The following is a 20953-nucleotide window of genomic DNA, read 5'->3' as shown; positions in this document are numbered from 1 at the left end:
GGTTGCCGGGGGCGGATTCGTCTCGTTCGTTACCGGGCTTCGACCAGTTCCGGCTCTCCGGCCGGAATCCCTTCCGGCCCTGCCGCTTTCGCGCCCTTCATCAGGAAGAAGGCGATCACCGTGGCGGTCAGGATGGCCGCGCCGCCCGCCAGGAAGGTGACCGACATGGCGTGGGTGTACGCCTCGCGGGCCACGGCCAACAAGGCCGAGTTGCCGCTGGCGAAGGCTCCCGCAATGCTGTCACGAGCGAAGGCCGGGGCATCGGAAGGCATTCCGCCGGTGTAGGTTCCGGCCAGCACCGCACCCAGCACGGCCACACCCAGCGCGCCACCGGTCTGCTGGATGGTGTCGTTGAGGGCCGAGCCGACACCCGCCTGCTCCGGCGGGATGGCGCCCATCAGCGCGCCGATGGCGGCGGGCATGGCCAGACCGGCACCCGCACCCAGCACCGCCATGGCCAGGGCCGCGGCCCAGAAGCCGGAGTCGACGGTCAGCGCGGCCAGCGCGCCGGAGCCCGCGGCCAGCACCGCCATGCCGATGAGGGTCACCGGACGCGCCCCCAGCTTGGCGACCAGTCCCGCGCCGAGACCGTTGAACAGCAGGGCGGCAATGGCCAGCGGGGTGAAGGCCAGCGCGGTCTTGATCGGCGAGTAGCCGAGCACGAACTGCAGGTACTGGGTGAGCAGCAGGGTCAGACCGGCATTGGCGAAGGTGACCAGCACCAGCGAGAAGCTGGAGCCGGTGAAGACGCGGTTGCGGAACAGGTACAGCGGAACCATCGGGTGCTCGGCGGTCAGCTCACGAACAATGAAGGCCGCCAGCACGATCGCGGCGATGAGCATCGAAACCCAGGTGCCCGCAAGGCCCTTGGTCGGAAACTCGATGATGCTCCACACCAGCGCCACCATGCCCACGACCGACAGCGCCATACCCGGCAGATCGGTGGGCCGGATCGAGCCCTTGGATTCCGGCATCAGGCCGAAGGCCGCCACGATGGCGATCGCCGCGATCGGGACATTGAGCAGGAACACCGAACCCCACCAGAAGTGGTTGAGCAGTACGCCGCCCAGCACCGGGCCGCCGACCATGCCCAGCACCGACACACCGGTCCACGCCGCGATCGCCCTGGGGCGTTCGACCTCGTCGAACACGGTGATCAGGATGGACAGCGTGCTCGGCATGATGAGCGCGCCGCCGATACCCATAATCACGCGGCCGGTGATCAGCATGCCCGAGGTGGTGGCGTAGGCGGCGAGTAGCGAGGCCGCGCCGAAGAGGACCAGGCCCAGCACCATCACCAGCCTGCGGCCGAAGCGGTCGGAGAGACTGCCGGAGGTGAGCAGCAGGCCCGCGAAAACCAGGATGTAGCAATCGATCACCCACTGCAGGGCCTGCGGACCGGCGTGCAGGTCGACCGCGATCTCCGGTAGCGCGACGGTGAGGACCATGTTGTCGATCACCAGCACCAGCGAGGCCAGGCAGAGCACGACCAGGATCAGCCAGCGCTTCGGATTGCGTTCGGCCACAGGCGATGTCGGCGCCTCGGTCACGTTTTCGGCAGTCATTTCACGTCCCCTTCGAGAAGCTTGTCCGCACACCGTGCGGCGTTGTCGAACACTGTACGGTCGCCGTACAGTGTTCGCAAGAGGGAACGGTGTACGGTCATACGAACGGCGTTCTAGCTGGGGTTATGCTGTTCCGTGGACGAAGGAGGAAGAGTCACATGGCGGCAAATGCGCAGGAGTTCTCGTCGGTGTGGACCCGACCGCAGCGAGAGCGGCGTGACCAGCCCGCACTCAGCCGGGACCAGATCATCAGGGAAGCGCTCGCCCTGCTCGACACCGAGGGCTATGACGCGCTCAGCATGCGCAAGCTCGGCACCCGACTCAATGCCGGGGCCACCTCGCTCTACACGCACGTCGCCAACAAGGACGAAATCCTGGAGTTGGTGATCGACGCGGCCTTCGGCGAGGTCCCCGTGCCCGCCACCATCGCAGCCGAGAACTGGCGCGCCGATCTGCACGCCATGGCCCGCGATATCCGCGACACCATCCTGCGCCATCCCTGGATGAGCATCGCCATGACCGGAGCCGGACTCGCCTACCTCGGCCCGAATCTCATGCACCTGTCCAACACCATGCTCGCGATCCTCGAGGCGGCGGGCTTCGACGATGCGACAGCAGACCGCGCCTCGAATGCCCTCTGGGCCTTCGTCATCGGCTCCACCAGCCCCGAAACCGCCATGCTCACCAGCGTTTCCCGCAGTGGGCTGAGCGAGAAGGAATGGTTCGGCAAAATGATGTCCATGTCGGTGCAGGCGGTGGAGGGCTACCCACACGTCGCGAAGCGCTACGACGTCTATCGGGAGCTCGATCCCGCGCGGTCCAGGGACGATTTCTACAACTCCGAGCTCGGCCTCATCCTGGACGGGTTGGAATTTCGACGCAGTCGTGCGGCGGCCGGGAAATGACCGACCGCACAGACTGATTCGGTATTACCGGCCCGTCGCCAGGCTGGTGCCGCCGTTGGCGTCCAGCACCACGCCGGTGATGAAGCCGTTGGTGGCCAGCATGTGGATGGCGCGGGCGATGTCCTCCGGGCGGCCGACACGACCCACCGGGGTGGTCGCCACCAAGCCGTCGAACAGGGCCTGACGCTGCGCCTCCGGAACCCGGTCCCACCACGGGGTGTCGATGACGCCCGGGGAGACGGCATTGATGCGCAGCGGGGCGAGTTCCACGGCCAACGGCGGGACCATGGCGTCGAGCGCGCCGTTGATGGCGGCCAGGCCCGCGGTGCCGGGGAAGGCCGAGCGGGACGAACCGGCGGTGATCAGGGTGACCGAGCCGTTCGATTCCATATGCGGGAGTGCGGCTTTCAGGATCCGTACCTGCGGCCAGAACTTGCCGTCGAAACCGGCGGCCAGCTGATCCAGGTCGAGATCCAGGAAGGGGCCGCTGCCCGCCGAGCCGCTGACCGCGATGACCAGGTGGTCGATGGTTCCGGCCTGGGCGAAGAAGGCGTCGATGTCCGCCTGGCTGGTGGCATCCAGCGCATACCCGGTGGTCTTGCCACCGATCCGTTCGATAGCCGCGTCCAGCTTGTCGCGGCCGCGGCCGGTGATGACGACCTCGGCGCCGCCGGTGGCGAAGGTGGTGGCGGTGGCCTCGCCGATGCCGGAGCTGCCACCCATGACGACGACGCGCGGTGTTGTGGTCATTGTCGGAAACCTCTCTGTCGCTGTCCGTCTATTCTTACGGAACTGACAGTCTCGACAACGCATAAACCGAGACTTTTAGTCTCGACAAAGGAGTGATGTGTGCCTCACGAACGACCGCACACCGGGCGACGCCGCAACGAGGCCACCCACCAGGCCATCCTCGACGCGGCCCTGCGACTGCTCGGTGAATCCGAGGGCGCGGCGGTCACCATCGACGCGATCGCGCGGGCGGCCGGGGTCGGCAAGCAGACCGTCTACCGGTGGTGGCCGTCCAAGGGCGCGCTGCTGTTGGACGCGCTCACCGAGCGGTCACAGCTGCAGGTACCCACGCCCGACACCGGGTCGGTGCGGGCGGATCTGAACGCCATCATCGCGGCGACATTCCGTGGCGCACAAGAACCTTCGACCGCGCCCGCGCTGCGGACGCTGTTGCGCGAGTCGGCGCACGATCCGCATCTGGCCGAACTGCTGCGGACCTTCACCGCGCAGCGGCGGGACGCGGTGCATGCGGTGCTGGCACGGGGGCAGGAGCGGGGGGAGATTCCGGACGACGCGGATTTGAGCCTGATGGTCGACGAGTTCTACGGGGTGTTCTGGTACCGGTTTTTCCTCGGGCACGCACCCATCGACGACTCGGTCGCCGAGCGTCTCACCGATTCGATTCTCGCGCGGTACTGAAGAATTCGGCCGAGCGATCGGTCTGCGCGAGATGCCGCAGGGCACTGATCAATTCGTCGCCGAGCACATTGCCGACCACGACCGTCTCCGCCATGCCGTCGATGTCGGTATGGCCGCTCAACACCGACATGTCCAGCTCCGCAATCGGTTCCACGGCGCGGGCGTACTCGTCGACGCGGTCGGCGATCTCACCGTGGCCGAGCTGCCGCAGCGCGCCGATCACCTCCGCCGCCGTGTGCACGGCCGGATTGTCGCGGCCGACCCGCCAGCCCAGGCGATCGAGCATGGCCCGCACCTCCGCCAGGGCCGCGGTGCGGGATTCGGTGTCGCAGAAGGCGATCGAGCGGGTGGCGGTGTGCTGGGCCACGCCGAGGATCTTGTGGGTGCCGAGATCCGGATCGTCCAGGGCCGCGATCACATCGCGGGCCGAGGCGATGGACAGGCCGCCGACGTCGATCAGGGCGCGGATCAGGTGCAGCCGGCGCAGGTGGGCGTCGTCGTACTGCGCCTGGTTGGGGCCGGTCGCCTCGCCCTTGGGCAGCAGCCCTTCCCGGACGTAGTACTTGATCGTCGGGGTGGACACGCCACTGGCCTTGCTCAGCTCGCCGATTCGCATCGGACCTCCTCGTTGCCGGTGGCATTGCTTTCCCGATGGCATTGCGTACCGGCCGAGTATGGCAAAAACCCGCATCGCCGAATGCGATGCGGGTCTCTGCGAGGTGTTGCTACTTGGCCAGCTGCTCGCGGACCGTGACCTCGATGCGCTTGCCGAGATCGGCGTCGACGCTCTTCCAGTAGTCGAACACGCGGCTCAGGATGGGCTCACGCACACCACCGAGGATGTGGCCGGAGACGTTGGCCACCAGGCGATCCCGCTGCGCGTCGTCCATGACCTCGCGGACCAGCGTGCCGGCCTGCGCGAAGTCGTTGTCCTCGCGGTGGGTGATGTACCCGGCGCGGGTCATGCTCGGGTCGAACTCCCACGCACCGTCGTCGATGGCGCGGGCCGGGTCGGCGTGCGCGCCACCGAAGGAGTTCGGCGCGTACACCGGGACGCTGGCGGCATTGTGCGAGAACCGCATCTGGCCGTCCTGCGAGTACGAGTTCACCGGCGCGGCCTTGGCGCGGTTCGGCGGCAGCTGCGCGTGGTTGGCGCCGATCCGGTAGCGGTGCGCATCGGCGTAAGCGAACACGCGGCCCAGCAGCATCTTGTCCGGCGAGAAGGCAATGCCCGGAACCACGTTCGAGGGCGCGAAGGCGGCCTGCTCGATGTCCACGAAGTAGTTCGCAGGGTTGCGGTTCAGGGTCCAGCGGCCGACCTCGATGAGCGGGTAGTCCTGCTGCGACCAGACCTTGGTCAGGTCGAACGGGTTGAAGCGGTAGTTCTCCGCCTCGGCGACCGGCATGATCTGGACCTTCAGGGTCCAGCTCGGGTGGTCACCGTTCTCGATGGCCTGGTACAGGTCGCGACGGTGGTAGTCGGCGTCCTTACCGGCCAGCTCGTCGGCCTGGGCCTGGGTCAGGGTCTGGATGCCCTGGTCGGTCTTGAAGTGGTACTTCACCCAGAAGCGCTCGCCCGCTTCGTTGATCCACTGGTAGGTGTGCGAGCCGAAGCCGTCCATGTGGCGCAGGGTGGCCGGGATGCCGCGGTCGCCCATCAGCCAGGTCACCTGGTGCGCGGTCTCCGGACGCAGGGTCCAGAAGTCCCACTGCATGTGCGCGTCGCGCAGGCCCGAGCCCGGGAGGCGCTTCTGCGAGTGGATGAAGTCGGGGAACTTGATCGGGTCCTTGATGAAGAACACCGGGGTGTTGTTGCCGACGATGTCGTAGTTGCCCTCGGTGGTGTAGAACTTCACCGCGAAACCGCGCGGGTCGCGCCAGGTGTCGGGGCTGCCCTGCTCACCGGCGACGGTGGAGAAGCGGACCAGCGACTCGGTGCGGGTGCCCGGCTGGAACAACGCGGCCTTGGTGTAGCGGCTCACATCGCCGGTCACCACCAGTTCGCCGAACGCGCCCGCGCCCTTGGCGTGCACCACACGCTCCGGAACCCGCTCGCGGTTGAAGTGGGCCAGCTTCTCGATCAGATAGTGATCGTGCAGCAGGATCGGGCCCTGGGTGCCCGCGGTGAGCGATTCGTTGTCGCTGGGCACCGGGGCGCCGGAATTGGTGGTGGTCGCCTTGGTCATGGGTCCGAGCCTGCCGAGTTTTCTGGAACTAGTCAAGAAAACTGAGCGGGGTCTGAGTAAACAAAGGTGTATACACCAGGCGAAAGGTCATCGCGGGGTGGGCGGGACCGGGGCGCGATAGGTCGGGAAGTTCGAGGGCCAGGTGGGGATCGGCGGCATCGAGGGCATGGTGAAGTGCTGCAGGTAGGAGGGAAACGTCGGGGGCGGGTAGTAGGTGTGCTGGGCCGGGGTCGAGGAATCGTGAGCGAAGGCCGCGATCACGACGCGGATCACCAGGAGCGCCGCGACGCCCGCGGCCCAGCGGCCGAAGCGGCTGCCACCGGATTTGGGGGCGGCCGTCGGGGCGACGGCGGTCGGCCTGCCCACGTACGGGTCGCCGGCGGCGGCGCGGGCGCGTAGCTCGTCCTGTTTCGCGATCCAGTCCAGTTGTTCGCGCACGGCGGTGCCGTAGGCGGGATCGAGTTCGGCGACTCGGCGCAATTGGGTTGCGCCCGCTTGTCTTTCGCCGCGATCCACCGTGATCAGGGCGAGTTCGTAGAGCGCCTCGGAATTCTCCGGTTCCAGCCGCAGCACCTCGCGGAAGGCGGCCTCGGCCTGCGCCAGCGCCGCCGGGCCTTTGACGTTGCGCCGCAGGGTGAGTCCGCGCAGCACGTGGACGTGCACATTGTCGGGGTCCAGTTCCAGGGCCTTGTCCAGATTCGCCAGCGCCCCGGCGGGGTCGGTATCCCGTTGGGTGGCAGCCAGAATCCGCACGTTATCCACATTGTCGGGATCCAGCTCGATCGCGCGCCGCGCCGCGGCAATCGCCTTCTCCCGTAACTCCCCCGCGGCCTCCCCGCTCCCGGCCCGCGCCAGCTGCAACTCCGACAACGCCCGCACCCGCCACACGAACACGTCATCCGGCGTCACCCGCAACGCCGCCCCCGAAAACTCCAGTGCCCGCCCGTATTCCCCCATCCGATAGGCCACATTGGCCATATCCGCCAACGCCGCCGCATTCTCCGGCTCAATCGCCAGCACCTGCGCCAACATCTCCCGGGCCCCGTCATACCGCCCGAGCTCAGCCAGCACCCGTGCCTTCTCGATCTTCTCGCTCATATCCCCCCTCCGAGCTACCCCGGTGGCATCCCGCTCAGGCTGGGCGGCGTGTACGGGTTGTACAGCGGCGGAATCGACGCGTGCGTGGTCGGCCGTTGATCCGACCCGGACCGGTCGGCATCGGTGGAGCAGCTGTGCAGCAACAGACGGCCCACGATGAGCAACGGCACCACCACGAGCCAGTGCCGCTTGATCTTTCGGCCCGAGTCGGGGCGCACCGCCCGCACCGCCGCATCGAGTTCAGCCGGAGTCGGCCGCCCGTCCTGCACACGCCGCGCCTTGGCCCGCTCGCGCGCTTCCCGGCGCTTGATCGCGGCCTCGGCCGCCCGCTCGACATCGCTCTCGGCCTGCTGTTGCTGCTGTTGAGCCGACGTCTCGCGCCGCACCGCCCGCTCCTCGGCGGCCCGCTCGTCCTCCGCTTCGAGGGTGGCGATGTGCGCCTCCACCTGCCCGGCCCGTTCCGGATCCAGCCGGGCGACCTTGCGCAACCGGTTGATCGCGGCGCGGCGGCGGCCGCACAGCCAATCGGCCAACGCGGATTCGTAAAGGACGCCGACGTTTTCGGGCTCTGCCTTGCGTAGCTCGGCGAGCTCGGTCACGGCCTTGTCGATAGCGGCCGGGGTGGTTTCGCGCCAGCGGTCGGCATGGCAGGCGCGCAGTTCCGCCAGTAGGGCGGGGTCGAGCACCGGGTCCCGTGGCGAAACCTGGTGCGGCGGCTGAACCGAGGCGGCCTCGGACCGCCGCCGCTGCTCCGCGAGCACCCACTCGAGATCGCGGCGCACCGTGTCCGCCCCCGCCGGATTCAGCTGTCCGGCCTGCCGAAACCGGGCGGCGGCAGTCTCCAGGTCACCGTCCTCGGCGGCCATCCGGCCCAACTGGTGGATGACCGCCTCGTTGTCGGGTGCGATCCGCAGGATCTCGTGCAATGTCTCCACTGCCAGCGCCCGATCCGGGAGGAACTCCATGAACACCGCGGCGCGCACGGTGAGTGCGCGGATATTCTCCGGATCGATTTCGAGGGCACGATGGACGGCGGCCAACGCCGCCTGCGGGTCGGTCTTGTACACGACCGTCGCGAATATGGCGTGATTGTCCGCGTCCTCCGGGCCGATCGACCGGGCGCTGCGCGCGGCGGACTCCGCCTGCTCGAATCGTTCCCGGCGTTCCTCCGAGTCCTCCGGTGCCGCCCGATACAGCGCGAGACCCGCCATGGCTCGAATTCGCCAGGTGACGGCCTGTTCCGCGTCCAATGCCAAGGACGCTGCGGCACAGTCGAAAGCCCGGAGCGCTTCGCCGCAGGCAAGCGAGTACTGCGCCAGCGCCGCGAGAGCGATCGCATTGTCCGGCTCGGCGGCGACCAACTCGGCCACCATGTCGCGTGCGGCTTCCTGACGACCCATATGCCCCAGCACCACCGCCTGCTGCAGCTTGGTCAGTCCCGCCGTGCGTTGACGCAGTGCCGCAAGCTGTTCGGTCTCCGGATTCATCGGTCTTTGCGGGCGCGCATGTAGGCGGCCAACTCGTCGTAGCTGCCGTCGTTGTTGGCGAATTCGACTACGTTGCGGGCGGATTCGAACCAGGGGCCGGTGCTGGGGCGGGTTTGGGTGAGGGCGGCGGCGATGTCGGCCATGCGGACGGGGCGGACGGTGCCGGTGCGGATGGAGTCGGCCATGGCGAGTTGGGTTGCGGATTTGCAGATTTGGGCCAGGTCAGCGCCGGAGTAGCCGTCGGTGCGGGCGGCGACGGCGGGGAGGTCGATGCCCTCGATCGGGCGATCCTTCAGGTGGTGGCGGAGGATCGAGATGCGGGCCTCGGTGTCGGGGAGGGCTACCAGGACCATGCGGTCGAAGCGGCCGGGGCGGCGGAGGGCGACATCGACGTCCCAGGGGTGGTTGGTGGCGCCGATGATGTAGACGCCCTCGTTGTCGCTGGTCATCGAATCCATCTCGGTGAGCAGCTGATTGACCGTGGAGCGCAGCGAACTGGAGCCGGACAGGTGGCTGCGTTTGTGGCCCAGGGCGTCGATCTCGTCGAAGAACAGGACACAGGGGGCCTTGCGGCGGGCGTTGCGGAAGACCTGCTTGAGGTTGTATTCGCTGCGCCCGGTGTACCAGTTGAGGATGTCGGCGATCTCGATGGCGTAGAAGTTCGCGCCCAGCTCGCCCGCGACCGCCGCGGCCACGAAGGTCTTGCCGCAGCCGGGCGGGCCGTAGAGCAGCAGGCCGCCACGGGCGCTGGTGCCGAACGCCTTGGCCAGCTCCGGGTTTCGCACCGGACCCAGCAACGACAGTTCCAGCTGCGCCTTGACCTGCTCCATGCCACCGACATCGGCGAGGGTGAGCTTGGGCTGCTCGAACAACCCGACATCACCCTCGACGTAGACCTCGGCCTTGTCGTTCACGAAGGCGGGCTGGATGAGGTTGCCGATCTGCTGTTCGGCGGCATCCCAGTCGTAGTCGTTGCCGGTCGACTCCCGCCCGTCGTCCGAAGCCGGTGCGGCCGTGCCGGGTTGCGCGGCGACCGGTCCGGCCAGCGCCGTGGTGCAGCGTTGCAGCAGCGCCGCCACCTGCTCGTTGCTCGGATCCTGGGCCAGCGCCGTGGCGCATTGCGCGAGCGCCTCGGCATGCCTGCCCTTGGCGGCCAGCAACTCGATCACGCTGATCCGGACCGGCAAGAGCTCGGGATTGGTGTCGAGCACGGTCAGCAGATTGGTGATCACCGGATCGTCGGTCAAAGCTCCCCCAGAGAAGTGCGTGGTTCTGCGCCGAATGCTAAACGCTCCGGGTGACACCGGACACCGTTGTCCAGATCACATCGGCCCACCCGGAATAGATCCGCGGGGACACCGGTTGATCACCCTTGCCGGCGTCGGAACAGCCCCGGGCCGCACCCTTTGTCGCTACGAGCGACCACTCGCCGAGAGGCGCTTGTTGGGCGTCGGCGTCTACTTCCCCGGAACAACCGGGGGCCCGCGTTAGCCTCAGGCCATGGTGCGCATGCGCAGGGGGCTGGCCGGTGCGATCGCGGCGGTGGTGACGGCGGGCAGCGTGATGGTCGGGGGCGGGGTCGCGACGGCGGCCCCGGAGCCCGCACGCTGCGCCGCACCGGCAGACCGCGAATTCCAGCGGACCACACCCGAAGACATGGATGTGGATTCGGCGGGCCTTGCCGATGCCCTGGCCTTCGCCGCCTCTCGAAACCGTTTGAACGTGCAGGTCTTCCGGCACAACTGCCTCATCGGCGAGGGGCCCACGAATGCCGAAACCGGTGGCGTGCCGTGGAATGTGTGGAGCGTGACCAAGAGCGTCGTGTCACTGCTCGCCGGAATTGCTTCCGACCGAGGCAAACTCGATATCGACGCCCCCTTGGATCGTTATCTGCCGCCGGGCATCGGCGATGTCCAGCATCGCGCGATCACCGTGCAGAACCTGCTGCAGGAAACCTCCGGACTGCGGGTCGGCGTGGTGACCGAGGGGATCACCGGCATCGTGCCCATCGACCCGTTCAGCGCGGTGCAGGCGCTGGGCGTGCCGTTCGAGGATCCGCCGGGCACCACCTTCCAATACAGCCAGCGCAATGTGGATCTGCTGTCCTATGTCGTGGAATTGGCGGTCGGCGAGCCACTGCAGCAATTCGCGCAGCGAGAGCTGTTCGGCCCCATCGGAATTCAGTCCACCGACTACTATTGGGCACGCGACCGGTCCGGCCATACCTACGGTTACGCGCACCTCTACATCCCGCCGGATGATCTCGCGCGGCTCGGGATGCTGGTGGCCGAGCACGGGAAATGGCGTGGCCGCGCCATTGTTTCGGCCGACTACCTGAAACGCGCCACCACCGAATCCGACACCAACCACTGCTACGGCTACCTGTTCTGGACCGGTCCCGGTTGTGCGGAGAATCCCGAATTCCTACCGGCCGACATGTATTCCATGTCCGGTTTCGGCCTGCAGCACGTATTCGTGGTGCCCAGTCTGGATCTCATGGTGGTGTGGACCGGCGTCTTCGGCATCCACTCCTCGCAGGGCCCGAGCGGGCTGCTGCAGTACGGCGGTGAGCCGCCGCACGAATTCTTCCGTCGGCTGCTGGCGGCGTTGCGCGACAACCCGATCCCCGATCCGGGCCCCTATGTGGAGGCGCCGCCGTCGATCGACTATCGCGGGTATTTCGACCCGGACATCACCCTCGCGGTCTTCGGTGTCGGCGCGGACGCGTATCCCGGCTGCGATCTCACCTCGTGTCTGAACCTGCCGTTGCGCGCGCCGTTCAGCAACGCACCGCCAGGCTGTGTCCTGCTGGCATGCGTCGGACCGGACCCGCGCACCCCGGGTATTCGCTGACCGGCCGTGATCCCCTACGGGTTGACCACGGCGCGGCCCGCTAGCTCCCGCAGTTCATCGGCCGGTCGACGACCGGCGAACTGCAACAGATCTCGCACCACCTCCCGGGCGCGATGATCGGTGTGCACCAGTTCGGGCGTTAGTCGCTCGGCATTGAGCAACGCGTCCAAGGCTTCGCTGGCCTGCCGTCGCTGCGCGTGCGCGCGGGCGACGTCGACCAGGAAGCGGGCCTGCCGCTCCGCGGACAGCACCGAGGCGTCCACGGTGCGCGCGGTATCGAGCGCCTCTCCGGCATCACCCAATTCGACGGCCACGGCCACCGCGTGCACGGCGACCCCGGTCGGACCGAATTCGGTGTCGAAGTCGTTGCGGCCCTCGCCCAGCCGGTCGGCCGCGGCGCGTGCCGCCACCAGCCCGGCCCGCGCGGCCGTGCGATTGCCGTCGGTCGCGGCGATCACGGCCAGCATGAGCTGCAGGGATCCGTAGAGCGACAGCACTTCCGGCTTCGGATGCTCGGCTGCCACCTGGGCGGCCAGCGCCGCCACCGATACTCGTGCGGCCTGTTCGGCCTGTTCCAAACGTTGCAGGCGCAGGAAAGCCTGTGCCATGCGATAGGTTCCGGCCACGACGCTGAGCGCGTCACCGGATTCCTCGGCTGCGGACAATGCGCGGTCGGCCGCGACCCACGCCGCGTCGACCTCCTCCTGACGGGTGAACGCGGTCGCGGCGACCTGATAGGCCCGCGAGAGTTGGGTCAGCACTTCCGGCCGCTGTGTCACGGTGGACCGGGCGGCGTGCTCGAGATCCGGGATCAGTTCCAGCAGGCTGCTGCCCACCTCGACCAATCGGGACTCGTGCGCCAGCTGCCAGGCCAGATCCACGCGCTCCTGCAACTTCTGGAGTTCGACCGACTCGCGATCGGTCTCGTCCCCGAAAAGCTGTTCCAGCGCTGGATGTCCGGTGAGCAGCAGCCGTAGCTGCTCGAAAACCGCCGCGCCGGGTCGCTGCCCGTCACCGCGGTCGGCGGCCATCGGTTCGGCTGCTTCGGGTCTCAGGTCACGGACCGCCACCCCGAGCACGTCCGCCAGTCTTTGCAGAACGGACAGTCGCTCGACAGGTAGTACGTCTCGCTCGACCTGCGACACCCAGCTTTCCGAGCGCCGAATCGCCGCTCCCAACTCTTTCTGCGATAGTCCCCGCCGCCGGCGCAACTCCGCTACCCGTGCCCCAAGGGTACTTTCGGCCACCGGGTCAAACTCCTTCTGCCTGATCGGCTTTCCCGGCCGTCACCGCCCGCTTGTTTCGCCGATGTCTACCATGCCCTTCTCCTTCCGCCCTTTCCGTCCAGACGGGATCTGTCGACAAGGATTCCAGACCGGGCGAGCTTACGGCGCACAGTATGGAACATGGATTTTTCTTATTGCACCGCAATTTTTCTGTGTTTAACGTTTGAAGAGGACCCGTCGAACCAAACGGACGACAAGAGGTGGTCATGCCCGGCGAACTTCTCTTCTTCCTACTCGGAGCCGGAATCGGCGGCGCGGCAATGTGGTTCGCGGCGTGCGCCCTTGCGGCCACCAAGTATTCCTCCACTGCTGACGGGGCGACGGTGCAATCCATCACCGCACGCCTCGAACGCGAGGGTATCCGGAACTCGCGTTCTGTGAAAGGTCAACCAGCCACGCACCGAGCGCAGGCCAGATGACCGCCGCACCGAAAACCGATGAAGTCCATGTGCGCCTGCGGTTTCCCGGAGGAATGATCTTGGATTACCGCGCCGAGCGCGCAATTGCCGAACGCCTCGCAGCGCATTTGCGACCGCACCGCATTGAAGTCACCATCGACGTGCAGCCGACCGATCGACTAGCCCCGCTCCCCTGCGCGGAACTGTGGACAGATTGACCAACTTTCGCCGGTCGCGCGGTGAAACTCCGCGTAAAAACTGAAAACGGACCGTGCACTTTGTCGTGCACGGTCCGTTACAGCTAGATCTGATCAGTTGTTCAGAAGAACTTCCGCGATCTGAATGGTGTTGAGCGCCGCGCCCTTCCGGAGATTGTCACCGGAGATGAACAGCGCCAGACCGCGGCCGTCCGGCACACCCGGATCCTGGCGGATGCGGCCGACGAGCGACTCGTCGATTCCGGCGGCGGCCAGCGGGGTGGGGACATCGGTGAGAGTGACGCCAGGGGCCTTGGCAAGAAGTTCCTCGGCACGCTCCACCGAAATCGGCCGGGCGAACTCGGCATTGATCGACAGCGAGTGACCGGTGAAGACCGGCACGCGCACGCAGGTCCCGCTCACCAGCAGATCCGGCAGACCCAGGATCTTGCGGGACTCGTTGCGCAGCTTCTGATCCTCGTCGGTCTCGCCGCTGCCGTCGTCCACCAGCGAGCCCGCGAGCGGGATCACGTCGAAGGCGATGGGGGCCACGTACTTGTTCGGGGCCGGGAAATCGACCGCCGAACCGTCGTGCACCAGCTTCTCGGCGTCACCGATCACGGCGCGCACCTGCGAGACCAGCTCCTCCACACCGGCCAGACCGGAGCCCGACACCGCCTGGTAGCTGGACACGATCAGCCGCTGCAGACCGGCCTCGTCGTGCAGCACCTTGAGCACCGGCATGGCGGCCATGGTGGTGCAGTTCGGGTTGGCGATGATGCCCTTGACCAGGTTGCGGGTGGCCTCCGGGTTGACCTCGGAGACGACCAGCGGCACCTCGGGATCCTTGCGCCAGGCCGAGGAGTTGTCGATGACCGTGACACCGGCGGCCGCGAAGCGCGGGGCCTGCACGCGAGACATGGTGGCACCGGCCGAGAACAGCGCGATGTCCAGTCCGCTCGGGTCCGCGGTCTCGGTGTCCTCGACCACGATGTCCTTGCCGCGGAACGGCAGCGTCTTACCCGCCGAGCGCGAGGACGCGAAGAAGCGCACCTCGTCGGCCGGGAAGTTGCGCTCCTCCAGCAGCTTTCGCATGACCGCGCCGACCTGACCGGTCGCGCCGACGACGCCTACCCGCACACCCATGACTATCGCCCCGTTCCGCCGTGCACAACGGCGACCTCGTCGCCGCCCAGATCGAACGCCGAATGCAGCACCTTCACGGCCTCGTCCAGGTCGTGGTCCTTGACCAGCACCGAGATCCGGATCTCCGAAGTCGAGATCAGGTCGATATTGATGCCCGCCTCGGCCAGCGACTCGCAGAAGGTGGCGGTCACGCCCGGGTGCGACTTCATGCCCGCGCCGACCAGCGACACCTTGCCGATGTGGTCGTCGTAGGTGACCTGGGAGAAGCCGATGTCGCCCTGCTGCTTGGTGAGCAGCTCCACGGCGCGCGGGCCCTCGAGCTTGGGCAGGGTGAAGGTGATGTCGGTCTTGCCGGTCTCCACCTTGGAGATGTTCTGCAGCACCATGTCGATATTGATCTCGGCATCGGCGACCGCGCGGAACACCTTGGCGGCGTAGCCCGGCTTGTCCGGAATGCCGACCACGGTCACCTTGGCCTCGCTGCGGTCGTGCGCGACGCCCGTGAGGATTGCTTGCTCCAAGGGGATGTCCTCCATCGATCCGGTAATCATGGTGCCCGTTTTGTCGGTGTACGAGGACCGCACGTGCACGGGCACGTTGTAGCGGCGCGCGTACTCGACGCAACGCAGCATGAGAACTTTCGAGCCGCAGGCGGCCATCTCCAGCATTTCCTCGTAGGAGACGGTGTCCAGCTTCTGGGCGTCGGTGACGATGCGCGGGTCGGCGGAGAAGACGCCGTCCACATCGGTGTAGATCTCGCACACATCGGCATTGAGCGCGGCGGCCAGCGCGACGGCGGTGGTGTCGGAACCGCCACGGCCCAGCGTGGTCACGTCCTTGCTGTCCTGACTCACCCCCTGGAAGCCCGCGACCAGCACGATCGTGCCCTCGCCGAGCGCCTGCTGCACCCGGCCCGGGGCCACGTCGATGATCTTCGCGTTGCCGTGGGTGCCGGTGGTGATGACACCCGCCTGCGAACCGGTGAAGGATCGGGCCTCGGCGCCGAGCGAGTGAATCGCCATGGCGACCAAGGCATTGGAGATGCGCTCACCCGAGGTGAGGAGCATGTCCATCTCGCGAGCGGGGGCGGCGGGCGCGACCTGCTGGGCCAGATCGAGGAGCTCGTCGGTGGTGTCGCCCATGGCGGAACACACGACGACCACATCGTGGCCCTGCTTCTTGGTCTCGACGATCCGCTCAGCGACCCGACGAATGCGCTCGGCGGTGGCGACCGAGGATCCTCCGTACTTCTGGACGACTAGAGCCACGGCGGAAATCCTCCAAGATCGACAAACTGCTGCTACCGACCCACAAGAGTACCGGCCCAGGTCGCCCGGATTTCCCCTACCTCCTGTTACTTGGCGAACAGCGCGTTGAAAAGCCAGTGGTACTTGGTGTTCTGGAAGGCGGCGATCGACCATTCGCCGCCGGAGCGGGCCACCACGTAGAGGACCATCTTGGTGTTGAAGCGGTTGCGCTTCTTCTTCCCCTTCACCACCGCGCCCAGCCCGTGCACCAGCGCGACGTCCGGTGACACGAAACGCACCGAGGTGATCTCTCCTTCGGTGCGGGTGCCCTTCAGATACTTCGCGAACAGCGGCGCGTGCGACGCCTCGATGGCCTCCCGGCCGATGACCCGCTGCCCCATCCAGTTGACGTAGTCGGCGTCGGGCGCGAAGACGGCCGCGAACGCCGCGGCATCGCCGGCCTCCCAAGCGCGGTCGGCCTGCTCGAGCAGGGCGCGGATCGCGGTCTCATCGGTGAGTTGCCGAGTGCTCATTACGGTTACCTCGATATTCTTGACTCGATCAGTAGCTTCATGAATCAATAGTTGAATGAGTAAGATACTGTCCGAGTGAGACTAGGATGTCAAGGGATGACGAAGAAACACGACGAGCTGGGCGCCGCACTCACCTTCGCGGCCCAGCGCAGCGCCACCGATGCCGTGATGTTGCACGGCGCCATGGCCGACAAGCTCGGCCTGCACGTCACCGACCTGCGCTGCCTCACCCTGCTGCGGGCGAGCGGACCCGCCACGGCCGGCGAGCTGGCCCAGCGCACCGGCCTGACCACCGGGGCCATCACCCGGATGATCGACCGACTACTGAAGGGCGGATTCGTTCGGCGCGAGCATGATTCGAAGGATCGGCGCCGGGTGATCATCACCGCCGTGGACGAGCGCATCGCCGAGATCGCGCCGCACTACGAGGTCCTGGCCCGCGAGTTCGGCAAGATCGCCGGGGACTACAGCACCGCGGAGCTGACCCTGTTGCTGGAGATCTTCAACCGGCTGCACGAGACCTCGGTGCACGTCACCACGCTGCTGCGCGAGCGCGACGGCGACTGAACCGCGCGTTCAGGCCCGGTCCAGCCAGGTCACCTGCGTGCCGTTGGCGAATTCCCGCCGCTGGGTGACGGTGAACAGGCTCGGGCTGAAGTTGCCCGCGACCATCGGCACGCCCGCGCCCGCGACCACGGGGTAGCTCTTGATGATCAGCTGATCGATCTCGCCGAGCAGCTGACCGGCCAGGTCTCCGCCTCCACAGAGCCAGATGTCCAGGCCCTCTTCCTTTTTCAGGCCCCGGACCAGTTTGACGGCGTCCCCCGAGACGATCTCCACCTGCGGATTGTCGACCGGCGCGAGGGTGCGCGAGAAGACGTACTGCTTCAGATGATCGAACGGGCTCTCGACGCCGACGGCGAGACCGGGTTCGTAGCTGCCGCGGCCCATCAGGACCGTGTCGATCCGCCGGTTCGGCGCATCGACCGGCATGCCCACCTGCGCCCGGATATGGGTCGGCACGGTCTCCGGCATGTCCTCGCCGAACCAGGCCACCATGTCCGCGCCGATCGGATAGAAGTCGAATTCCCCCTGCGGACCGGCGATGTAACCGTCGAGGGAGACCGCCACGTAGTAGACGAGCTTTCGCATGCTTTACCGCCTTGTTCGTAGTACTGTGTCCGTAGTGGTTACGAACGTAGTACTACAACTGGAGTGGTGTCAATGGTGCGGACGAATCCGGAACGACGACATGCGTTGATCGACGCGGCAATCGAGGTCCTCGCCCGTGATGGCGCGCGCGGACTCACCTTCCGCGCGGTCGACAAGGAGGCCGCCGTGCCCGCGGGCACCGCCTCCAACTACTTCCCCAACCGGGACGAACTGCTGGTCCAGGCCGGGCACCGGTTCTACGAACGGCTACAGCCGAGCAAGGAGACGATGGAGCACCTGTTCACCGGACCGCGCACCCGCGAGACCATCGCCGAGTTGATGACCGAGACCGTCGCGCGGGTGACCGGCTTCCGCACCGGCTACCTGGCACTGCTCGAACTCCGCCTGGAGGCCACCCGCCGCCCGGACCTACAGGCGATCCTCACCGAACGGGTGCGCGCCGACATCGATTTCAATGTCCGCAACCATCTGGACTCCGGCCTGCCCGGCGACGCCGACTCGGTCCTGCTGCTGTATCTGACGTTGAATTGGCTGATCCTCGAAAGGCTCACACTGCCCGGCATTTTCAGCGACGATCAGGCGGCCCACCTGATCCGCTCGGCGGTCGAACGCGCCATTCCAGCCGTGTGACGGGCATCACCGCACCGGGAGGCGAGCTTCACTGAGCGGTTACCTTTTCGAGATATTTACTACCTCTTCCGAGGTCGCCGGATTCACCTGCCAGCCAGGGCAAATCGCCGTAATCAGACCGACCAGTCGGTCAGAAGCGGCGGTGAGCACAGTTGACTCTCGCAGCGACGCTGGTCACAATCGGTGCCCGAGTGGAGGGTAGATATGCGCACGAAAACTGACCACCGGTTCGTCATCGACATCGATCCCGAACAAGTGATGGACGCGTTGCTCATGGTCGAGCAGATGCCCGACTGGTCGCCCTCACACCAGGACGTGCGGGTCGCCACCCGCGACGAATTCGGCAGGCCCAAGCGGGCTTACGTGTCGGCCAACCTGATGGGCCGCCCCGATCGGCAGGTCGTCGAGTACACCTGCAGCGACCACCGGGTCGAATGGCGGGTCAGCGAATCCAGCGCGGGCGCGGGCGGCAAGGGCTGGTTCGACCTCGCCGAAACCGAGGACGGCGCCACCGAGGTCTGGTACCACTCCGAGCTCTACCTGCCGATCCCCGCGCCCGGCATGCTCCTCAAGCGCAGCGCCAAGCGCGAGGGCGAGGTCATGATCACCAACTTCATCACCTTCGTCGAGTCCATCACCGGACTCGAGGGCCTCGGCGACACGGAAGAGGCGCCCTACGCCGAACCGAACAGCGCCGGATACGAGGACTTCAGCGGTTACGTCCAGCCGGGATACGCGCAGCGTATGGACTACGGCCGGAATTTCGAGCCGGGCTTCGGCACCGCCTGACCCGATTCCGGGCAGTATGTCCCTCATGCCCGGTCCCGCCCGCACCCGCTTGATGCCGGTCGCCGAGGATGCCTCGGTCACCCAACTGGAACTGTTCTTCGACCTGGTGATCGTCTTCGCCTTCACCATGGTCACCGACTTCGCCGCGCACGAGACCACCGCGGTCAATCTGCTGCGCGCCCTGCTGATCCTGGCCATGCTCTGGTGGGCCTGGATCGGCTATTCGTGGCTCGGCAATGTGGTCAAGGCCGACGAGGGCATCGCCCGGGTGGCCCTGTTCGTGGCCATGGGCGCGGTCTTCATCATCGCGCTCACCGTTCCCGAGGCCTTCCACGATCTACCCGGCGGCTGGTACGGGCCGCTGGTCTTCGTCATCGCCTACCTGATCGTGCGCTTCATCCACCTGGCCGTGTTCTGGATGGCCAGCTCCCACGACGCACAGCTGCGCCGGCAGGTGATCCGCTGGGCGGCAGGCTCACTCAGCGTCGCAAGTGTGCTGCTGGTGGTGGGCGCGCTCTCCCACGGCACCACCCAGCTGGTGCTGTGGCTGGCCGCGCTGGTCTGGGACATGGGCTGGACCTTCTTCGCGGGCAACGAATGGCGGCTGTACTCGCCCTCGCACTTCGCCGAACGGTACGGCCTGATCGTGATCATCGCGCTCGGCGAATCCATCGTGGAGATCGGCGTCGGCGTGGCCGGACTGCCCATCTCGTGGTCCATCACGGTGGGATCGATACTGGGACTGGCGGTCTCGGGCCTGCTGTGGTGGGCTTACTTCGACGTCGCCGCGATGGTGGTCGAGCGGGCCATGCACCAGGCCGACGGTGCGCGGCGGATCCAGATCGCGCGCAACTGCTACACTTTCTGGCACTTCCCGATGATCGCCGGAATCGTGGCCATGGCCCTGGGTTTGAAGAAGGTGCTCAGCTACGTCGGTGGCGCGCAGGGGCATTCGCTCAGCGATCAGCTGCACGGGATCCCGCTGTTCGCGCTCTACGGCGGTTCGGCGGCCTACGTGTTCGCGCTGACCGGGTTCCGGCACTACGCGACCGGCAAGGTGCTGATGCCGCGCCTGATCACGGGAGTGGCCCTGGTGGTACTGATTCCGGTCGCCTCGCTGCTACCGGCACTGGGCGCGCTGGGCCTGCTGTGTGCCGTGCTGGCGACCTTGATCGGGTACGAGGTGGTGCGTTATGCCCAACCGCGCGAAATGATCCGACACGGGCAGCTGTGACCCTCAGGGGATGCGCGGGGTCACCCGGTTGTCGACCGACTCCGCCACCCGCACCCCGGCGTGTACGGCATCGCGGATCTGATTGATGTTCTCGCGCAGCGCGTCCGCCACCAGTTCGTCGGTGCGCGGATCGGCGAGCACCTGGAAGATGACCCGGAAGCTGGCGTCCGCGACGCTGCGGATCATCTCCTCGTGGAACGGGACGTAGCGCACCTTCCCCAGCTGGGGATCGTTGCGGATCACCTCGAGGATCATGGCGTCGATCTCGGAGTGGTTCTCCTCCAGCGCATTCGCGATATTGCGGGTGTAGCGGCCGCAGCGCAACACCTCGGCGACCTCGTCCAGCACCGCCACCGCGACCGGACGCTTGACGGCGTCGACGATCACCCCGACCGAGCGGTTCACGATCGCGGCGGTGATCCGGTCGCCGAAGGCCCGATCGGCGACGCGGCCCACGCGCACCGCGATCACCACGATGCGCAGCAGCCGGAACCCGCGGAAGAACGGACTGGTGACCGGGATCATGCCCAGCACCTCGTACCAGTAGATGAAGGGGAACGTCCAGCTCCAGCCTTCCCGCCGCCAGCGCCACAGGAATTCGAGCAGGAACACGCCGCAGATGCTGTAGTCGACGATCCGGATGGTCCGGAAGGTCTGATCGGCGACCGGGAAGAAGGTCACCCAGACCACCAGCGCCACCGAGACCACGGCGAGGGCCAGCATGAAGAGATCGGTCCACAGGGCCGGTGGCTTGTGTGGAAACTCCCCCGCCTCCGGTGCGTCGGGTTCGATCACGAC

Annotated in this window: 21 protein-coding genes and 1 pseudogene; 8 read left to right on the top strand and 14 right to left on the bottom strand. The window is 66.9% G+C overall.

Annotated features, from left to right (window positions below; genetic code table 11):
- Positions 1 to 29: 29 nt before the first annotated feature.
- Positions 30 to 1565, bottom strand: coding sequence for an MFS transporter (locus tag ACYVN4_RS16635; protein WP_460721963.1), 1536 nt, complete (start codon positions 1563 to 1565; stop codon positions 30 to 32).
- A 158-nt stretch (positions 1566 to 1723) separates the two neighbouring features.
- Between ACYVN4_RS16635 and ACYVN4_RS16630 the strand changes: the two genes are divergently transcribed.
- Positions 1724 to 2470, top strand: coding sequence for a TetR/AcrR family transcriptional regulator (locus ACYVN4_RS16630; protein ID WP_460721961.1), 747 nt, complete (start codon positions 1724 to 1726; stop codon positions 2468 to 2470).
- A gap of 24 nt (positions 2471 to 2494) precedes the next feature.
- Here the strand turns inward: ACYVN4_RS16630 and ACYVN4_RS16625 are convergent, their stop codons facing one another.
- Positions 2495 to 3220, bottom strand: a complete 726-nt coding sequence (locus ACYVN4_RS16625) for an SDR family oxidoreductase (protein ID WP_460721959.1) — start codon at positions 3218 to 3220, stop codon at positions 2495 to 2497.
- 99 nt (positions 3221 to 3319) lie between these two features.
- Here ACYVN4_RS16625 and ACYVN4_RS16620 point away from each other — a divergent pair, with 99 nt between their 5' ends.
- The gene (locus ACYVN4_RS16620; RefSeq protein ID WP_460721957.1) at positions 3320 to 3898 is read left to right on the top strand and encodes a TetR/AcrR family transcriptional regulator C-terminal ligand-binding domain-containing protein; all 579 of its coding nucleotides are present in this window, start codon (positions 3320 to 3322) and stop codon (positions 3896 to 3898) included.
- Here ACYVN4_RS16620 and ACYVN4_RS16615 read toward each other — a convergent pair.
- The 5 genes from ACYVN4_RS16615 to ACYVN4_RS16595 form a co-directional block, all read right to left on the bottom strand.
- Positions 3870 to 4514 carry a MerR family transcriptional regulator gene (locus ACYVN4_RS16615; protein WP_460721955.1) on the bottom strand — a complete coding sequence of 215 codons (645 nt, stop codon included), beginning with the start codon at positions 4512 to 4514 and terminating at the stop codon, positions 3870 to 3872. The genes ACYVN4_RS16620 and ACYVN4_RS16615 overlap by 29 nt on opposite strands.
- Before the next feature lie 109 nt (positions 4515 to 4623).
- Positions 4624 to 6084 carry a catalase gene (locus ACYVN4_RS16610; protein ID WP_460721953.1) on the bottom strand — a complete coding sequence of 487 codons (1461 nt, stop codon included), beginning with the start codon at positions 6082 to 6084 and terminating at the stop codon, positions 4624 to 4626.
- 87 nt (positions 6085 to 6171) lie between these two features.
- On the bottom strand, positions 6172 to 7182 hold the full coding sequence (locus tag ACYVN4_RS16605; protein ID WP_460721951.1) for a tetratricopeptide repeat protein: 1011 nt from the start codon (positions 7180 to 7182) through the stop codon (positions 6172 to 6174).
- A gap of 14 nt (positions 7183 to 7196) precedes the next feature.
- Complete coding sequence (locus ACYVN4_RS16600) at positions 7197 to 8669, bottom strand: tetratricopeptide repeat protein (protein ID WP_460721949.1); 1473 nt, start codon at positions 8667 to 8669, stop codon at positions 7197 to 7199.
- The gene (locus tag ACYVN4_RS16595; RefSeq protein WP_460721947.1) at positions 8666 to 9916 is read right to left on the bottom strand and encodes an AAA family ATPase; all 1251 of its coding nucleotides are present in this window, start codon (positions 9914 to 9916) and stop codon (positions 8666 to 8668) included. The genes ACYVN4_RS16600 and ACYVN4_RS16595 overlap by 4 nt, the downstream gene beginning before the upstream one ends.
- 253 nt (positions 9917 to 10169) lie before the next feature.
- On the opposite strand from ACYVN4_RS16595, the gene ACYVN4_RS16590 reads away from it, so the two are divergent.
- The gene (locus tag ACYVN4_RS16590) at positions 10170 to 11522 is read left to right on the top strand and encodes a serine hydrolase domain-containing protein (RefSeq protein WP_460721945.1); all 1353 of its coding nucleotides are present in this window, start codon (positions 10170 to 10172) and stop codon (positions 11520 to 11522) included.
- A 14-nt stretch (positions 11523 to 11536) separates the two neighbouring features.
- Here ACYVN4_RS16590 and ACYVN4_RS16585 read toward each other — a convergent pair whose 3' ends face one another.
- Both ACYVN4_RS16585 and ACYVN4_RS16580 read right to left on the bottom strand, forming a co-directional pair.
- On the bottom strand, positions 11537 to 12553 hold the full coding sequence (locus ACYVN4_RS16585) for a helix-turn-helix domain-containing protein (RefSeq protein WP_460722766.1): 1017 nt from the start codon (positions 12551 to 12553) through the stop codon (positions 11537 to 11539).
- Positions 12554 to 12580: 27 nt separating this feature from the next.
- Positions 12581 to 12769: pseudogene (locus ACYVN4_RS16580) on the bottom strand (helix-turn-helix domain-containing protein); the annotation flags it as partial.
- A 454-nt stretch (positions 12770 to 13223) separates the two neighbouring features.
- Between ACYVN4_RS16580 and ACYVN4_RS16575 the strand changes: the two are divergent.
- Positions 13224 to 13424 carry a hypothetical protein gene (locus tag ACYVN4_RS16575; RefSeq protein WP_452398983.1) on the top strand — a complete coding sequence of 67 codons (201 nt, stop codon included), beginning with the start codon at positions 13224 to 13226 and terminating at the stop codon, positions 13422 to 13424.
- Between the two features lie 93 nt (positions 13425 to 13517).
- On the opposite strand, the gene ACYVN4_RS16570 is transcribed toward ACYVN4_RS16575, so the two are convergent.
- From ACYVN4_RS16570 to ACYVN4_RS16560, 3 genes are all read right to left on the bottom strand, one after another.
- A complete protein-coding gene (locus ACYVN4_RS16570; RefSeq protein WP_460721943.1) occupies positions 13518 to 14549 on the bottom strand; it encodes an aspartate-semialdehyde dehydrogenase in 1032 nt (343 codons plus the stop codon).
- Between the two features lie 2 nt (positions 14550 to 14551).
- Entirely contained in the window at positions 14552 to 15817 is a 1266-nt protein-coding gene (locus tag ACYVN4_RS16565; protein ID WP_460721941.1) for an aspartate kinase, read from the bottom strand.
- Between the two features lie 86 nt (positions 15818 to 15903).
- On the bottom strand, positions 15904 to 16329 hold the full coding sequence (locus ACYVN4_RS16560; RefSeq protein WP_460721939.1) for an SgcJ/EcaC family oxidoreductase: 426 nt from the start codon (positions 16327 to 16329) through the stop codon (positions 15904 to 15906).
- Between the two features lie 96 nt (positions 16330 to 16425).
- Between ACYVN4_RS16560 and ACYVN4_RS16555 the strand changes: the two genes are divergently transcribed.
- Positions 16426 to 16896, top strand: a complete 471-nt coding sequence (locus ACYVN4_RS16555; RefSeq protein ID WP_460721937.1) for a MarR family winged helix-turn-helix transcriptional regulator — start codon at positions 16426 to 16428, stop codon at positions 16894 to 16896.
- 9 nt (positions 16897 to 16905) lie between these two features.
- Here the strand turns inward: ACYVN4_RS16555 and ACYVN4_RS16550 are convergent, their stop codons facing one another.
- Complete coding sequence (locus ACYVN4_RS16550) at positions 16906 to 17481, bottom strand: dihydrofolate reductase family protein (protein WP_460721935.1); 576 nt, start codon at positions 17479 to 17481, stop codon at positions 16906 to 16908.
- Positions 17482 to 17553: 72 nt separating this feature from the next.
- Between ACYVN4_RS16550 and ACYVN4_RS16545 the strand changes: the two genes are divergently transcribed.
- From ACYVN4_RS16545 to ACYVN4_RS16535, 3 genes are all read left to right on the top strand, one after another.
- Positions 17554 to 18132: a TetR/AcrR family transcriptional regulator gene (locus tag ACYVN4_RS16545; RefSeq protein WP_460721933.1), complete on the top strand. Its 579-nt coding sequence runs from the start codon at positions 17554 to 17556 to the stop codon at positions 18130 to 18132.
- A 204-nt stretch (positions 18133 to 18336) separates the two neighbouring features.
- Complete coding sequence (locus ACYVN4_RS16540; RefSeq protein WP_460721931.1) at positions 18337 to 18921, top strand: SRPBCC family protein; 585 nt, start codon at positions 18337 to 18339, stop codon at positions 18919 to 18921.
- 25 nt (positions 18922 to 18946) lie between these two features.
- Positions 18947 to 20155, top strand: a complete 1209-nt coding sequence (locus tag ACYVN4_RS16535) for a low temperature requirement protein A (protein WP_460721929.1) — start codon at positions 18947 to 18949, stop codon at positions 20153 to 20155.
- 3 nt (positions 20156 to 20158) lie between these two features.
- Here ACYVN4_RS16535 and ACYVN4_RS16530 read toward each other — a convergent pair whose 3' ends face one another.
- Entirely contained in the window at positions 20159 to 20950 is a 792-nt protein-coding gene (locus ACYVN4_RS16530) for an ion transporter (RefSeq protein WP_460721927.1), read from the bottom strand.
- Positions 20951 to 20953 lie beyond the last annotated feature (3 nt).

It is taken from the genome of Nocardia heshunensis (genome assembly GCF_054782115.1).
Note: the sequence above shows the minus strand (reverse complement) of the source record. Positions and strands in the feature narration are given on the sequence as shown.